This is a genomic window from Microvirga yunnanensis (genome assembly GCF_025460875.1).
Genome location: NZ_JAMXFI010000046.1, coordinates 1 through 15,072, shown reverse-complemented (window position 1 = coordinate 15,072; position 15,072 = coordinate 1). Strand labels below are relative to the sequence as shown.

The following is a 15,072-nucleotide window of genomic DNA, read 5'->3' as shown; positions in this document are numbered from 1 at the left end:
CTCGAGCCAAGGGGCATCGTCCCGGAAAGAGGATCGAACGTTGCTCGCTCCGGCCATTCCTTTCTCGAACCTCTAAGCTCGATCGAGCCGGCCGTGAGGCCGGCTTTCTGCTGTCTGGAGCACGGCGGGCGCTTTCGGTCATGCTCCCTTAAAGCGCAGCTGAAACAAAGCGGCATCGGCCGCGTTCGGCCTCTAACGGCGGCCCAGAGTCGAGCGCTTCTCCAGCGTGTCGCGGCCGAGCCGGGACTTTCAGTTGGAGATCAAGATGGATCGTCGCACCCTCCTCGGCGGCCTCGCCGCTGCGCTTGTTGTCGCCCCAGCCCTGGCCCAGACCGGCGGCTCCTCCCCGGCCATGCCGTCGGGATCCTCCGGAGCCATGCCGATGAGCCAGCCTGGCGGCCAGATGAGCCAAGCCGACATGCAGCACATGCAGCAGACCATGCAGCTCGGCATGGTGGCTCTGGAATCGAGCCGAATCGCCATGAACAAGGTCCGCAACGAAGATCTGAAGCGCTTCGCCAATTTCGAGATCCAGGAGCAGACCACGCTCTCGGAGGTGCTGCGCTCGATGATGGAACCGGCCGCCACTGCGGCGACGGGATCGGCAGGCGGCCCATCCACCGCGGCCATGCCGCCCATGCAGATGGACCCATCGGCCCGTGACATGATGCAGAAGATGCAGAATCAGCAGGCCGGGGCCGAATTCGACAAGATGTACCTGCAGGCTCAGCTTGAGGGCCATCGCGACCTGCTTCAGGTTCAGGAGCGCTACCTCCAGTCGAACCCGCAGAATCGCGAGCACATGAATGTCGCCAAGCTGGCCCGCGGGCAGATTCGCGAGCACATCGCCCTGCTCGAAGACATGCAGAAGACGATCCGATAGGCGTCACCGTGCGGCGGGGTGCCTGCCAGAAAAAGCCCGCTCCAGCATCGGCCGGAGCGGGTTCAAGTCTCAGGAGCCTTCCTTGGAGGGATGCCTTCAAACGATGACCAAGCGCGAATGTTGCAGGAGCCGGGGTGCGGCGTTCCAACCCACCCGCACCGCTCCGTGATCATAGGCTCCGAGGAAGCCCGAACTTCTTCGGACCGGTGGCCGTTCCTATCCAGCCACGGGAGCGGGAACGAAGGATGGCGAAGTGACGGACATCAGATCGAAGGACAGGACAGCCCGACGCCAGGACAGCCCGAGCACGCCCGCCGTGGAGCCCAATGTTCTGGCCTCTGTCCTCGAACGCAACATCGATGCCCTTCGTGAGAAGCGGCACGAGGAGGAGCGCAAGGCTGGTCTGCAGGAGCGCATCGCCGAAGCGATCACCCGCTTTACCGGCAGCATGGCGTTCGTCTATGTGCACCTGGTTCTGGTGGCCGGCTGGGTTGCGGCCAATCTCGGCCTGATCCCGGGCGTTCCCGCCTTCGATCCGACCTTCGTCATCCTCGCGACGTTCGCGTCGGTCGAGGCGATCTTCCTCTCCACCTTCGTGCTCATCAGCCAGAATCGTGCCGCCGCCGAGGCGGATCGGCGCTCGCAGCTCGATCTCCAGACGAATCTGCTCTCCGAGCACGAGATCACGCGGCTGCTGACGCTGACCCGGGCGATCGCCGAACATCTCGGCATCAACGAGGCGCGGGACCCCACCCTTCGCGAGCTGGAACGGCACGTCGCTCCCGAGAAGGTTCTCGACAGGCTTACGGAAGGCGAGGAAGGACGCTCGTCCTGACGGCGTAGGCTCAAGGAAGAGCAGCCATGGGACGGGAGATGGTGGGCGGTGAGGGACTCGAACCCCCGACCTGCGGTGTGTAAAACCGAAGCTCTACCAACTGAGCTAACCGCCCGTCCGGCCTGACATAAAAAGAGAAGGCCGACAACGCAAGCATTGTCGGCCTTCTTTCGCAAGCGAACACCGCTCAAAGAGCGATTACTTCGCGTTGACGGCATCCTTCAGGCTCGCGCCGGCGCGGAACTTCGGGGTCTTGGACGCGGGAACCTTGACCTTCTCGCCGGTGCGCGGGTTGCGCGCCTCGCCGGCGGCGCGGTTGGTCACAACGAACGTGCCGAAACCGACGATCTTGACCTCATCGCCCTGCTTCAGAGCGCCGGTGATCGCCTCGATGGCGGCGTCGATCGCATCGCCAGCCTGGCCGCGCGAAAGGCCTACCTTGTCGGCAACGGCCGCAACGAGCTCGCCTTTATTCATAGTCATATCCTCCAGTGATCACGGCGTCGCAAAAGAAATGGTCCACCGTTTCAGGGACACCCGTTTGGCGCAAAGCTTGTCCGTAAGCAAGCCCCGAAGTGGCTGAAAACAGCCGATTTTTTGCAGTTCCCTGCAAAAAAGAAGCCTCCGGACCCGGGTCCGGAGGCTTTTGTCGTTACGTCAATCGCCGGAATCTAGTGAGCGATGACCCCGGCCGAGTCGTCTTCGACACCCGGCTTGTGAGCCTTGAGTTCCGCCGCCTCATCCCATTCGATCCGCTCCGGCACCCGCACGAGGGCATGCTGGAGAACCTGATCCATCATGGAGACCGGCACGATTTCCAGGCCGTTCTTCACGCTGGCCGGGATATCGGCGAGATCCTTGGCGTTCTCCTCGGGGATCAGCACCTTCTTGATGCCGCCGCGCAGAGCCGCCAGGAGCTTCTCCTTGAGGCCGCCGATGGGCAGCACCCTGCCCCGCAGCGTGACTTCGCCGGTCATGGCGATGTCGCGGCGCACCGGGATCCCGGTGATCACGGACACGATGGCGGTCGCCATGGCGATACCGGCCGACGGGCCGTCCTTCGGCGTCGCGCCTTCCGGCACGTGCACGTGGATGTCCCGGCGGTCGAACAGGGGCGGCTCGACGCCGAAATCCAGAGCGCGGGAGCGGACATAGGACGCCGCAGCCGAGATCGATTCCTTCATGACGTCGCGGAGGTTGCCCGTGACGGTCATCTTGCCCTTGCCCGGCATCATGATGCCTTCGATGGTGAGCAACTCGCCGCCCACCTCGGTCCAGGCCAGACCCGTGACGGCGCCGACCATGTCCTCCGTCTCGGCCTCGCCGTAGCGATAGCGCGGCGGTCCGAGGAACTCGGGCAGGTTGTCCACCGTGACCTCGACCGCCTTGACCTTGGAGATCAGGATCTCCTTGACGGCCTTGCGGACCAGGTTAGCAATCTCACGCTCGAGGTTACGCACGCCCGCCTCGCGGGTGTAGCGGCGGATCAGCATGAGGAGAGCCTCATCGCCGATCTTCCACTCCTTCTCCGCCAGACCGTGCTTCTGCATGGCCGAAGGGATCAGGTGGGTGCGGGCGATCTCGGCCTTCTCCTCCTCGGTGTAACCCGCGATGCGGATCACCTCCATACGGTCGAGGAGCGGAGCCGGGATGTTCAGCGTGTTGGCCGTCGTCACGAACATCACGTTGGACAGGTCGTAATCGACTTCCAGGTAATGGTCGTTGAAGGTCGAGTTCTGCTCAGGATCGAGGACCTCGAGCAGGGCCGCCGACGGGTCGCCGCGGAAGTCCATGCCCATCTTGTCGATCTCGTCGAGCAGGATGAGCGGGTTGGACGTCTTGGCCTTGCGCATCGACTGGATGATCTTGCCCGGCATCGAGCCGATATAGGTCCTCCTGTGGCCGCGGATCTCCGACTCGTCGCGGACGCCACCGAGCGACATGCGCACGAACTCGCGGCCCGTGGCCTTGGCGATCGACTTGCCGAGGGAGGTCTTACCCACGCCGGGAGGGCCGACCAGGCAGAGGATCGGGCCCGTGAGCTTGTTGGCGCGCTGCTGCACGGCCAGGTACTCGACGATGCGCTCCTTGACCTTGTCGAGGCCGTAATGATCCGCATCGAGCAGATCCTGGGCCGCCTTGAGGTCCTTCTTCATCTTCGAGCGGCGGTTCCACGGGATCCCGAGCAGCCAGTCGAGATAGTTGCGCACCACGGTGGCTTCCGCCGACATGGGCGACATCTGGCGCAGCTTCTTCAGCTCGCCCAGCGCCTTCTCGCGGGCCTCCTTCGTGAACTTGGTCTTCTCGATCTTCTCCTCGAGCTCGGCCAGCTCGTCGCGACCTTCGTCGTCGCCGAGCTCCTTCTGGATCGCCTTCATCTGCTCGTTGAGGTAGTACTCGCGCTGCGTCTTCTCCATCTGACGCTTCACGCGGGTCCGGATCCGCTTCTCGACCTGGAGAACGGAGATCTCGCTCTCCATCATGCCGAGCACCTTCTCCAGGCGCTGAGCGACGGTGGCGGTCTCGAGGATCGCCTGCTTGTCGGCAATCTTGATGGCCAGGTGAGACGCGATCGTGTCGGCGAGCTTGGCGGGCTCGTCGATCTGGGTCACGGCGGTCACGACCTCCGGCGACACCTTCTTGTTGAGCTTCACGTAGTTCTCGAACTCGGACACGACCGACCGGGCGAGCGCCTCGGCCTCGACCTGGTCGCCGAGGGAGTCCGGAAGCGCCTCGGCTTCGGCCTCGTAGAACTCGTCCGTACGGGTATAGGCCTTCACCTGGGCTCGGCTCGCGCCTTCGACCAGCACCTTCACGGTGCCGTCGGGCAGCTTCAGCAGTTGCAGGACGTTGGCCAGGGTCCCGACCTTGTAGATCGCGTCCGTTGACGGATCGTCATCCGTCGCATCGATCTGGGTGGCCAGAAGAATGTGACGGTCCCCCTTGACCACTTCCTCAAGCGCGCGGATCGACTTTTCACGGCCGACGAAGAGCGGCACGATCATGTGTGGAAAGACAACAATGTCGCGCAGAGGCAGAACCGCATAGGTTCCGGTCGAGCCTGGAACGACAGGCTGACGTGGCTTCGATTGTGTCATGAGACGGTATCCTTTTGACTGCGTCCGGGAATCCCCTCGGATGAGCTGGATGTCGGACGGATAACCGGAATGCTCAGGCTTTTGTTATGGGCTGCATCCGGTACGCCGGGCTCCCCCTCGCAACATGAGCGGACAGCACCGGCGCAAGAGATAATGTGGCGTTGCGGGCCTCCTGTTTCAAGAAGATTGCCCGCAATGCATCTGTGCATGGGAAAGGCCCCCGGTGGCCCTCAAGCGCTGGCGCTTGCGGCCTGCTCGTTCCGCTCGCCATGAATGAACAGCGGCTTGGCCTTGCCCTCCACGACCTCGGGACCGATCACCACCTGCTCGACGGAATCGAGGCCCGGCAGGTCATACATGGTCTCCAGCAGAATGCCCTCCATGATGGAGCGCAGGCCGCGGGCGCCCGTCTTCCGCTCGATCGCCTTCTTGGCGATCAGGGTCAGGGCCTCGTCCTGGAAGGTAAGCTGCACGTTCTCCATCTCGAAGAGGCGCTGGTACTGCTTCACCAGGGCGTTCTTCGGCTCCTGGAGGATGGTCTTCAGGGCGTCGATGTCGAGATCCTCGAGGGTCGCCAGAACCGGCAGGCGGCCGACGAATTCGGGGATGAGGCCGAACTTCAGCAGGTCCTCGGGCTCGACCTCACGGAAGATCTCGCCCGTGCGACGGTCGTCCGGAGAGCTGACCGAGGCGCCGAAGCCGATCGACGTGCCCTTGCCGCGGCCGGAGATGATCCGTTCCAGGCCGGCGAAGGCGCCGCCGCAGATGAACAGGATGTTCGTGGTGTCCACCTGCAGGAATTCCTGCTGCGGGTGCTTGCGGCCGCCCTGCGGAGGCACGGACGCGACGGTGCCTTCCATGATCTTGAGGAGGGCCTGCTGCACGCCCTCGCCGGACACGTCGCGGGTGATGGAGGGGTTGTCGGACTTGCGGGAAATCTTGTCGATCTCGTCGATATAGACGATGCCCCGCTGCGCCCGCTCGACATTGTAGTCGGAGGCCTGGAGCAGCTTGAGGATGATGTTCTCCACGTCCTCGCCGACATAGCCGGCCTCGGTCAGGGTCGTCGCATCGGCCATCGTGAAGGGCACGTCCAGGATTCGGGCCAGGGTCTGGGCAAGCAGGGTCTTGCCCGAGCCGGTCGGTCCGATCAGCAGGATGTTCGACTTGGCCAGTTCGACGTCGTTGTGCTTGGTCGCGTGGGCGAGGCGCTTGTAATGGTTGTGGACCGCCACCGAGAGCACCTTCTTGGCGTGCTCCTGGCCGATCACGTAGTCATCCAGAACGCGGCTGATCTCCTTCGGGGTCGGGACCCCGTCGCGGGACTTCACGAGAGACGATTTCGACTCCTCGCGGATGATGTCCATGCACAGCTCGACGCATTCATCGCAGATGAAAACCGTCGGGCCAGCGATCAGCTTGCGAACCTCATGCTGGCTCTTGCCGCAGAAGGAGCAGTACAGCGTACTCTTGGAGTCGTTGCCGCCAGCCTTGGTCATTATCACATCTCCAATCCGTACCGGGACAGCCCCTGCCGGCCCAGCACCTTTAATTTATGAGCGACGGAGCTAACAAAATGTTCCGTCGCTAAGAATTGAACGCTCAAATCGCCCAGCCTTCCCGAATCCACATGCAATCACGGGGAGAGCCCGTGATCAATAGAAACGGGATTACTCGGCAAAAAGACGCACCCAGGGGAATTTTGTCCCCAGGTTTTAAGGGTTACGCCGGGGTGGCGGCCGGCTCCGGACGCTTCTCGATCACCTGGTCGATGAGGCCGAACTCCCGGGCCGCCTCGGCGGTCATGAAGTTGTCGCGCTCGAGAGCCCGCTCGATCTCTTCGTAGTTGCGGCCGGTATGGCCCACATAGATCTCGTTCAGGCGGCGCTTCAGGGCCTCGCTCTCGCGGGCGTGGATCATGATGTCCGTGACCTGGCCCTGATAGCCGCCGGACGGCTGGTGGACCATGATGCGGGCGTTCGGGAGGGCGAAACGCATGCCCTTCTCGCCGGCGGTCAGCAGGAGGGAGCCCATGGAGGCCGCCTGGCCGACGCACAGGGTCGAAACCGGGCAGCGGATGAACTGCATCGTGTCGTAGATCGACAGGCCCGACGTCACGACGCCGCCGGGGGAGTTGATGTAGAAGGAGATTTCCTTCTTGGGGTTCTCGGCCTCGAGGAACAGAAGCTGCGCCACGATCAGCGAGGCCGAGTAGTCTTCGACGGGACCCGTGAGGAAGATAATCCGTTCGCGCAGGAGGCGCGAATAGATGTCGAACGCGCGCTCGCCGCGGTTCGACTGCTCAACCACCATCGGGACGAGCGTATTGTTAAAGAGCGCTACCGGATCTCTCATTGTCTCACTGCTCCAATTCGGCCGCGCGGATGCGCGGCCGTGCAATTCATGCAAGCAACGAGACGCTTAACGGAGCGTTACTCGCCCTTGCCGGCTTTCTCTCCGTCCTCATCCTCGTCGCTGAACAGCACGTCCTTGGAGACGGTCTCTTCGTCGACCTTCACCTGGGACAGGATCTGGTCGACGACCTTCTCCTCGAACAGAGGAGCCCGGATTTCTGCGAGGGCCTGCGGGTTCTTCTGGTAGAACTCCCAAACCTGCCGCTCCTGGCCGGGGTACTGGCGGACCCGCTCGATGAGGGCCTGGGTCACCTCGTCGTCGGAGATCTTGATATCGGACTTCTCACCGATCTGTGCAAGGACCAAGCCGAGACGAACACGACGCTCGGCGATCTTGCGGTACTCCGCCTTGGCCTCGTCCTCGGTGGTGCCCTCGTCCTCGAAGGTGCGGTTGTTCGACTTCATGTCGCCGACGACCTGGGACCACACGGCGGCGAATTCCTGCTCGACCAGGGTCGGGGGCAGCTCGAAGCTGTACTTGGCGTCGAGCGAGTCGAGCAGGTCCTTCTTCACCTTGCGGCGGGACTGAACGTCGAAGTCGCGCTTGATGGCGTCGCGGATCGCGTCCTTGAGCTTGTCAAGGGAATCCATGCCGAAGCCCTTGGCCATCTCGTCGTCGATCGTCAGCTCGCCCGGAGCCTCGACTTCCTTCACGGTCACGTCGAACTCGGCGTCCTTGCCGGCCAGATGGGCCGCCATGTAGTTCACCGGGAAGGTGACCTTCACGAGCTTCGTGTCGCCTGCCTTCAGGCCGAGGAGCTGATCCTCGAAGCCGGGAATGAAGGTGTTCGAGCCGAGCTCGACCCGGATGTCCTCACCCTTGCCGCCTTCGAACTCGGTGCCGTCGATGCGGCCCACGAAATCCACCACGACCCGGTCGCCGTCGACCGCCGCGCCGTCCTTCGGCTCGAAGGTGCGGTTCTGCTTGGCCATGCGCTCGAGCGATTCGGTGATCTCGGCGTCGGTGACCTCGGCCACCGGCTTCTTGACCGTCACGTCGGAGAGATCGGCCAGCTCGAACACGGGCAGGACCTCGAGGGCGACGGTGAAGGCCAGGTCACCCTTGGCCTCCATGGCCTTCTCGACCTCTTCCTGGCTGTCGGGGAACTGGATCTGCGGCTCGTTGGCGAGCTTCAGGCCGTTGTCCTCGACGATCTTGCGGTTGGCCTCGTTGACGGCATTCTGAAGCACGTCCGCCATGACGGAGCGGCCATAGACCCGACGCAGATGTCCCACCGGCACCTTGCCGGGGCGGAATCCGTTGATCCGCACGCGATCCTTGAGGGTCGTCAATTCGCTGTTCAGGCGCTCTTCCAACTCGGTGGCCGGGAGCACGACCTTGAACTCTCGCTTCAAGCCTTGGGACAGTGTTTCCGTCACCTGCATGGTACTATTCGCCTTCATCCACTCGAAAATCTGAAATCCAGGTTCCGGCCGATGCGGCGTCATGCCGTCAACCAGGCCACTCGCTGCCTCCGGAACCCAATCCTGACGGGACTGGTGCGGGCGGAGGGACTCGAACCCCCACAACTTTCGTCGCTGGAACCTAAATCCAGTGCGTCTACCAATTCCGCCACGCCCGCGCGGGAGCAGCGCGCGAGGCGCACCCCTCTTCCGGGACGCGGCTCTATAGCATGGTTGACGAAGTGTGCATCAAAAAAGTTCGTGTGCGGCCTATTGGCAACCAAACTTGGCCGTTCACGTTCAAAACGGTACCGATGTTTCCCGCCCCTCCTCGCCCCGATGAGACAGCCTCATGATCACACGCCGCGCCGTTACCGCCGGTCTCGCCACGACCCTGATCGCCGTCTCGCGGCAGGGCCGGGCTCAGGGGTCGGACGACCCCCAGCAGGTTCTGGCGGCCCGATCGACGCCCATGAGGCTACGTCCCGACACGGCAGCGACGGCCGACCTTTGCACGTTCAACGGGAGCTTGAGCCCCGTGGTCCGGATCAAGCAGGGCGAGGAACTCCGCCTGAGGCTCGAGAACGGGACGTCCCTGCCCTTGTCGCTCCATTTCCACGGTGTCCGGGGGCCGAACGCGTCAGACGGGGTCGGCGGTCTGACCCAGGACCCCGTCGCGGCCGGCGGCAACCATGAGTACCGCTTCGTGCCGCCCGACGCCGGCACCTTCCTGATCCGCCCCTGCGTTCTCGGCGGCAGCGCCGAGCCCACGGAGCGCGGGCTCTCGGGTCTGCTGGTCGTGGAGGAGCGCAGTCCGCCCCAGGTGGATCAGGATATCGCCCTTCTCGTGGACGACTGGCGCCTCGACGATGACGGCTCGCTGGCGGCCTTCGAGAAGCCGGGGTCGGCCGCCCCGGCCGGCCGGCTCGGCAGTTGGCTCAGCGTCAATGGCGCGGCGACGCCGCGACGTCTCGAGGCGCCTTCCGGAGGCCGTCTGCGCCTGCGGCTCGCCAATGCGTGCAATGCCCGGGCCATGCGCCTGCGCTTCGACGGGATGAAGGCCTACGTGATCGCCGTCGACGGGCAACCGACCAGCACGTTCGAGCCCCTGCACGCCTCTCTGCCATTCGCTCCCGGCACCCGCTACGACCTGCTGGTCGACCTTGCGCAGGACGCCGGCGCGACCGGAGCCGTCACGGCGCTGATCGGTGACGGCATGCCCCTCGTCGAGATCGTGACCGGCGGTGACAGGCGGCCCGATCTTCCCGCGATCGCTCCGCTTCCCGCCAATCCGAAGCTCCCGGATGCGATCAGGCTTCAGAGCGCCACCCGCAAGGACGTGGTAATCAAGGGCGACCCGAAGATTCCCGGCGCGCCCTGGACGATCAACGGGTCGGAAGGACGCGCGTCCGGCCCGCCCCTGGTCAAGGTCAAGCGCGGCACCCCGGTGGTTCTGGCCCTGACCAACCAGACGGCCTACGCCCAGCCCATGCACCTGCACGGACATGTCTTCCGGCTCCTGCATCCTCTCGACGACGGCTGGGAGCCCTATTGGCTCGACACCGCGCAGGTGCCGGAGAACAGGACCGTCCGGATCGCCTTCGTGGCGGACAATCCGGGCAAATGGCTCCTCGCCTCCACGGTCCTGGAACGGTTCGATGCAGGCCTGTGGGCCTGGATCGAAGTTACCTGAGGAGGTCGCGCAGCACGCCGGGCACCAGGTCCGCCAGGTCTTCCGAGATCAGCCCGGGACCGAAGCGCGCTCCCGCCTCGGCATGGATCCAGGCTCCCGCGCAGGCGGCCTCGAAGGCCGGCATGGTCTGCGCCATCAGCCCGGCGATGAGACCGCAGAGGGTATCGCCCGATCCGGCGGTCGCCAGGTAGGGCGTGCCGTTCTCGTTGATCGCCGCCCGGCCGTCGGGGGACGCCACGACCGTATCGGGGCCCTTCAGCAGCACCACCGCTCCGGTGTAAGCCGCGGCACGCCGGGCCCGCTCGATTTTCGATGCAGGATCAAGGATATCCGGGTGATCCTTGAACATGCGGCTGAACTCGCCGTCGTGCGGCGTCAGGACCGTCGGGGCGTGCCGGAAGGCGCCATGGAGCTCCGACGCCAAGCCTTCGAAGGACGTGAGCGCATCGGCGTCCAACACCAGGCTTCGCCTGGCGTGGACGGCGACCGCCACCATGGCGCGCGTATTGGCGTGCACTCCGAGGGCGGGCCCGAGGACGAGCGCGTTGAAGCGCGGATCCTGAAGAATCGCATGCAGCCCCTCGGGACCGTCGCAGCCCTTCAGCATGATGGCGGTCAGATGGGCGGCGTTGACCCCGATCGCCTCCGGGGGCGACGCCACCGTGACGAGGCCGGATCCGATCCTGAGAGCCGCCCGGGCCGCCAGCCGCGCGGCGCCCGTGCGGGTCGCCCCACCGGAAGCCACCAGCGTGTGCCCGCGCTCGTATTTGTGCGAGGCCAGTCCCGGTTTCGGCAGCACCGGCCGCCAGAGCGCCGGATCGTTGCCGAACAGACGGCCGCCCTTGGCCGCCAGGATCGCGCGCCCGATGCCGATATCGGCCACCTCGACAGGCCCGCCGAACGCTCGTCCGGGCATCAGGAGATGGCACGGCTTGCGGGCCGCGAAGGTGACGGTCCGGGCCGCCTTGACAGCGAGCCCCCGGACCTCGCCGGTATCGCCGTCGATTCCGGACGGGAGATCGACCGCCAGGATCGGCCTGCCTGAACCGTTCATCCGGTCCACGGCGTGACGGGCCGGACCGTCGAGGTCACGCGAGAGGCCGGTGCCGAACAGGGCATCGATGATCAGATCCGCCCCGTGGAACGCCGCATCCTCGATCGGCCGGACCTCCCCCGTCCAGTCGCGCGCGACGATGGCAGAATCCCCTGTCAGGCGCCCCGGTTCTCCCAGCAGGGTGAGGCTCACCCGGTACCCTCGCTCGGCCAGAAGGGTTGCCGCCACGAAACCATCGCCCCCGTTCTGGCCGGGTCCGGCCGCGACGAGGATCGTGCCTTCGCGGGAGACTAATTTTTCGGCAGAATCGGCCACGGCCCGGCCGGCCCGCCGCATGAGCTCGACGCCCGGAATGCCGCTTGCAATGGCTTCCAGGTCGGCCTGCTTCATTTCGGAGGGGGTCAGGATGAGTTCAGGGGCTGTCATGGCGGCAAAAAGGACCCGTTTTGGCGGTTTTGGCGAGGTTTTCCGCAACTGCACAAACTTTGATCATAATATGCCCATCAACTCGGCAAAATGGCCCACTTTGAATCGACGATCGCATGGAAGGCACCTCTGGCTGGTGCTAAAAGCGGCACAACCTCGAACGAGAACGGTTGACCGGGATGAAGAAGATCGAAGCCATCATCAAGCCCTTCAAGCTCGATGAAGTCAAAGAAGCTCTCCAGGAAGTAGGCCTCCAGGGCATTACCGTGATCGAGGCAAAAGGTTTCGGCCGGCAGAAGGGCCACACGGAGCTTTATCGCGGCGCGGAATACGTCGTGGACTTCCTGCCGAAGGTGAAGCTCGAAATCGTCCTGAACGACGAGATGGCCGAAAGCGCCATCGAGGCCATCCGCAAGGCTGCCCAGACCGGGCGCATCGGCGACGGCAAGATTTTCGTTTCGACGGTCGAAGAGGCCGTTCGCATCCGCACGGGCGAGACCGGATCCGACGCGATCTAAGCTCGCTTTCCCAAGCCGAGGCCTTTGGGCCGAGGACAATCTCTAAGGGCAGAAGAGGACCAGACGATCATGCAGACCGCCAAGGATGTGCTCAAGGCGATCAAAGATAACGACGTCCAATACGTCGACTTCCGTTTCACGGACCCGCGCGGCAAGTGGCAGCACGTGACCTTCGACGTCTCGATGGTCGACGAAGACATGTTCGCGGACGGCATCATGTTCGACGGCTCGTCCATCGCCGGCTGGAAGGCGATCAACGAATCCGACATGACCCTCATGCCCGATCCGACGACCGCCCAGATGGACCCGTTCTTCTCGGCGTCCACCATGACGATCAACTGCGACATTCTCGAGCCGGCGACGGGCGAACCCTATAACCGCGATCCGCGCGGCATCGCCAAGAAGGCCGAGGCCTATCTGCAGTCCACCGGAATCGCCGACACGGTCTATGTCGGCCCCGAGGCCGAGTTCTTCGTGTTCGACGACGTGAAGTTCATGGCCGACCCCTACAACACCGGCTTCAAGCTCGATTCCTCCGAGCTGCCGATCAACGGCGACACCCCCTACGAGGGCGGCAATCTCGGCCACCGCATCCAGACCAAGGGCGGCTACTTCCCGGTTCCCCCGCTGGATTCCGCTCAGGACATGCGCGGCGAGATGCTGGCCGCCATGAAGGCCATGGGCGTGACGGTCGAGAAGCACCACCACGAGGTGGCGTCCGCCCAGCACGAGCTCGGCACGAAGTTCAACACGCTCGTCCGCACCGCCGACGAGATGCAGATCTACAAGTACTGCATCCATAACGTCGCCCAGTCCTACGGCAAGACGGCCACCTTCATGCCGAAGCCGGTCTATGGCGACAACGGCTCGGGCATGCACGTGCACCAGTCACTCTGGAAGGGCGGCAAGCCCCTGTTCGCGGGCAACAAATATGCCGACCTCAGCCAGGAATGCCTCTGGTACATCGGCGGCATCATCAAGCACGCCAAGGCCTTGAACGCCTTCACCAATCCGTCGACGAACTCCTACAAGCGCCTCGTCCCGGGCTACGAGGCTCCGGTGCTGCTGGCCTACTCGGCCCGTAACCGCTCGGCCTCCTGCCGCATTCCGTGGACGACCTCGCCCAAGGCCAAGCGCGTGGAGGTCCGCTTCCCCGATCCGACCGCCAACCCGTACCTCGCCTTCGCGGCGATGCTGATGGCCGGCCTCGACGGCATCCTGAACAAGATCGATCCGGGCCAGGCGATGGACAAGGACCTGTACGACCTGCCGCCGCGCGAGCTGAAGAAGATCCCGACCGTCTGCGGCTCGCTCCGCGAAGCCCTCGCCAGCCTCGACAAGGACCGCGCGTTCCTCAAGGCCGGCGGCGTCTTCAACGACGACTTCATCGACAGCTATATCGAGCTGAAGATGACGGAGGTCGCTCGCTTCGAGATGACCCCGCACCCGGTCGAGTTCCAGATGTACTACTCCGTCTAACGGACCAAGACGATCCTCCCGGCTGCTCTGACGGCAGCCTTCCTTCGCCGGAGCCTGCGGGCTCCGGCTTTTTTTTGCCGGTCGTCTCGGCCCGGTCGATGTCAGAGACCCTGGTCGACGCTCCAGCCGGACACCCATCGGCGCCTCCACGCGTCACCTTTGCCCTTGAAGGACGAACCGGTCTTAGAGCATCGGACGGACCCAGAGGGCCGCGTCAGCGACCCGAAGGGCCACGCCCGTGAATAGTGGATCCGGTTTTCGCTGGCGCGGCCCGCTGGGTCCGTTCTGACCGATGCTCTCATTCAAGAAGAAAGCATCGGATGGATCCCAAAAGTGCAAGTCCACTTTTGGGTCCGATGCTTAAGAAGCGCTCTCCACGCGATCCGCCCGGAAGTGGCGCAAAACCTGACGCAGCTCGCACCAGGCGACGATATTGGCGGTCTCCGCGTAGTCGATGAGCGCGATCGGGCAGAGGGTTCGCTCCGTCCGGCGGCTCCATCACCATCGCGACGGTCACCGGAGCGAGCGCCGCATCGCTCTGGGTCGCGTTCCGGCAGGGGGCCGTGACCTGCCTTCTCAATCCCAAGGCCTACATGTTCATCCTCGCCGCCTATCCCCAGTTCCTGCTTCCGGCCTACGGACCGATCTCCCTCCAGGCTCTGATCATGGGAGCGATGATCGTGCTGATGCAGTTCATGGTCTACGACGGACTTGCTGTCGCGGCGGGCCGGGCTCGCGACCTTCTCGTGGCCCACCCGCGCGCCATCGGCCTGATCGGTCGGGGCGCAGGAGCGCTGTTCATCGTCCTTGCCGCCGCGACGATGGTGAGGTGAGAGCGCCAGGTTGCGAGGGCAGCCCGGGTCGGGCCTCCTCATGGATCCCCAACGCAACAAGGCCCGGGTGTGACCCGGGCCTCATGGAATTTTCAAAACAAGAAGGCCCGGGGTGACCCGGGCCTGATGGAACTCCGAAACAACAAGGCCCGGGGTGACCCGGGCCTTGTCTGTCTCCGTGGAGACGGATCTTAGTAGGTGCCGAAGCGGAAGTTCAGGCCGGCGCGGACCACACCGAACTCGGCGTCGTTGTCGATGCCGAAGATGCTGTTGTCGTCCTGGTCGAGGTTGACGTACAGGCCTTCGATCTTGGCCGACAGGTTGTTGGTGAAGGCGTACTCGAGACCACCACCGACGGTCCAGCCCGTGGCGTCGTCCGCGAAGGCGAAACCACCGGTGGCGTAGATCAGGGCGCGGTCGAAGGCCACACCGGCG

General features: G+C 64.3%; 13 protein-coding genes, 2 tRNA genes and 1 pseudogene. 6 read left to right on the top strand and 10 right to left on the bottom strand.

Annotated elements, in window-relative coordinates:
- The first annotated feature begins 265 nt into the window (after window positions 1–265).
- Together NF876_RS21670 and NF876_RS21665 are read left to right on the top strand one after the other, a co-directional pair.
- A complete protein-coding gene (locus NF876_RS21670; protein WP_262270702.1) occupies window positions 266–883 on the top strand; it encodes a DUF4142 domain-containing protein in 618 nt (205 codons plus the stop codon).
- A gap of 316 nt (window positions 884–1,199) precedes the next feature.
- On the top strand, window positions 1,200–1,718 hold the full coding sequence (locus NF876_RS21665; RefSeq protein WP_262270741.1) for a DUF1003 domain-containing protein: 519 nt from the start codon (window positions 1,200–1,202) through the stop codon (window positions 1,716–1,718).
- A gap of 39 nt (window positions 1,719–1,757) precedes the next feature.
- Here the strand turns inward: NF876_RS21665 and NF876_RS21660 are convergent.
- The 7 genes from NF876_RS21660 to NF876_RS21630 form a co-directional block, all read right to left on the bottom strand.
- Window positions 1,758–1,833, bottom strand: a tRNA-Val gene (locus tag NF876_RS21660).
- An 83-nt stretch (window positions 1,834–1,916) separates the two neighbouring features.
- Window positions 1,917–2,195, bottom strand: a complete 279-nt coding sequence (locus NF876_RS21655; protein ID WP_262270701.1) for an HU family DNA-binding protein — start codon at window positions 2,193–2,195, stop codon at window positions 1,917–1,919.
- A 194-nt stretch (window positions 2,196–2,389) separates the two neighbouring features.
- Complete coding sequence (lon, locus tag NF876_RS21650) at window positions 2,390–4,816, bottom strand: endopeptidase La (RefSeq protein ID WP_262270700.1); 2,427 nt, start codon at window positions 4,814–4,816, stop codon at window positions 2,390–2,392.
- A 230-nt stretch (window positions 4,817–5,046) separates the two neighbouring features.
- Complete coding sequence (gene clpX, locus NF876_RS21645) at window positions 5,047–6,315, bottom strand: ATP-dependent Clp protease ATP-binding subunit ClpX (RefSeq protein ID WP_262270699.1); 1,269 nt, start codon at window positions 6,313–6,315, stop codon at window positions 5,047–5,049.
- A 223-nt stretch (window positions 6,316–6,538) separates the two neighbouring features.
- Window positions 6,539–7,171: an ATP-dependent Clp protease proteolytic subunit gene (locus tag NF876_RS21640; protein WP_183450534.1), complete on the bottom strand. Its 633-nt coding sequence runs from the start codon at window positions 7,169–7,171 to the stop codon at window positions 6,539–6,541.
- Window positions 7,172–7,248: 77 nt separating this feature from the next.
- Complete coding sequence (tig, locus tag NF876_RS21635; RefSeq protein ID WP_262270698.1) at window positions 7,249–8,616, bottom strand: trigger factor; 1,368 nt, start codon at window positions 8,614–8,616, stop codon at window positions 7,249–7,251.
- Between the two features lie 112 nt (window positions 8,617–8,728).
- Window positions 8,729–8,813 (bottom strand) — tRNA-Leu (locus tag NF876_RS21630).
- A gap of 173 nt (window positions 8,814–8,986) precedes the next feature.
- On the opposite strand from NF876_RS21630, the gene NF876_RS21625 reads away from it, so the two are divergent.
- Window positions 8,987–10,327 carry a multicopper oxidase family protein gene (locus tag NF876_RS21625; RefSeq protein WP_262270697.1) on the top strand — a complete coding sequence of 447 codons (1,341 nt, stop codon included), beginning with the start codon at window positions 8,987–8,989 and terminating at the stop codon, window positions 10,325–10,327.
- Here NF876_RS21625 and NF876_RS21620 read toward each other — a convergent pair.
- Window positions 10,320–11,807: an NAD(P)H-hydrate dehydratase gene (locus tag NF876_RS21620; protein WP_262270696.1), complete on the bottom strand. Its 1,488-nt coding sequence runs from the start codon at window positions 11,805–11,807 to the stop codon at window positions 10,320–10,322. The two genes, NF876_RS21625 and NF876_RS21620, sit on opposite strands and share 8 nt — an antisense overlap.
- A gap of 179 nt (window positions 11,808–11,986) precedes the next feature.
- Between NF876_RS21620 and NF876_RS21615 the strand changes: the two genes are divergently transcribed.
- Complete coding sequence (locus tag NF876_RS21615) at window positions 11,987–12,325, top strand: P-II family nitrogen regulator (RefSeq protein ID WP_036360409.1); 339 nt, start codon at window positions 11,987–11,989, stop codon at window positions 12,323–12,325.
- Window positions 12,326–12,394: 69 nt separating this feature from the next.
- A complete protein-coding gene (gene glnA, locus NF876_RS21610) occupies window positions 12,395–13,804 on the top strand; it encodes a type I glutamate--ammonia ligase (protein ID WP_262270695.1) in 1,410 nt (469 codons plus the stop codon).
- Window positions 13,805–14,176: 372 nt separating this feature from the next.
- On the opposite strand, the pseudogene NF876_RS21605 reads toward glnA, so the two are convergent.
- Window positions 14,177–14,296: pseudogene (locus NF876_RS21605) on the bottom strand (WYL domain-containing protein); the annotation flags it as partial.
- Window positions 14,297–14,301: 5 nt separating this feature from the next.
- Between NF876_RS21605 and NF876_RS21600 the strand changes: the two are divergent.
- Window positions 14,302–14,637, top strand: a complete 336-nt coding sequence (locus NF876_RS21600; RefSeq protein WP_315975062.1) for a LysE family translocator — start codon at window positions 14,302–14,304, stop codon at window positions 14,635–14,637.
- 191 nt (window positions 14,638–14,828) lie between these two features.
- Here NF876_RS21600 and NF876_RS21595 read toward each other — a convergent pair.
- A partial coding sequence (locus NF876_RS21595) for an outer membrane protein (RefSeq protein WP_262270694.1) occupies window positions 14,829–15,072 on the bottom strand: 244 nt, incomplete at its 5' end.

What these genes read in the sequence shown, in the direction of transcription:
- glnA (WP_262270695.1), top strand. Translation starts at nt 12,395, where the DNA reads ATGCAGACCGCCAAGGATGTGCTCAAGGCGATCAAAGATAACGACGTC.
- NF876_RS21620 (WP_262270696.1), bottom strand. Translation starts at nt 11,807, where the DNA reads ATGACAGCCCCTGAACTCATCCTGACCCCCTCCGAAATGAAGCAGGCC.
- NF876_RS21640 (WP_183450534.1), bottom strand. Translation starts at nt 7,171, where the DNA reads ATGAGAGATCCGGTAGCGCTCTTTAACAATACGCTCGTCCCGATGGTG.
- tig (WP_262270698.1), bottom strand. Translation starts at nt 8,616, where the DNA reads ATGCAGGTGACGGAAACACTGTCCCAAGGCTTGAAGCGAGAGTTCAAG.
- lon (WP_262270700.1), bottom strand. Translation starts at nt 4,816, where the DNA reads ATGACACAATCGAAGCCACGTCAGCCTGTCGTTCCAGGCTCGACCGGA.
- NF876_RS21670 (WP_262270702.1), top strand. Translation starts at nt 266, where the DNA reads ATGGATCGTCGCACCCTCCTCGGCGGCCTCGCCGCTGCGCTTGTTGTC.
- NF876_RS21655 (WP_262270701.1), bottom strand. Translation starts at nt 2,195, where the DNA reads ATGAATAAAGGCGAGCTCGTTGCGGCCGTTGCCGACAAGGTAGGCCTT.
- clpX (WP_262270699.1), bottom strand. Translation starts at nt 6,315, where the DNA reads ATGACCAAGGCTGGCGGCAACGACTCCAAGAGTACGCTGTACTGCTCC.
- NF876_RS21615 (WP_036360409.1), top strand. Translation starts at nt 11,987, where the DNA reads ATGAAGAAGATCGAAGCCATCATCAAGCCCTTCAAGCTCGATGAAGTC.
- NF876_RS21625 (WP_262270697.1), top strand. Translation starts at nt 8,987, where the DNA reads ATGATCACACGCCGCGCCGTTACCGCCGGTCTCGCCACGACCCTGATC.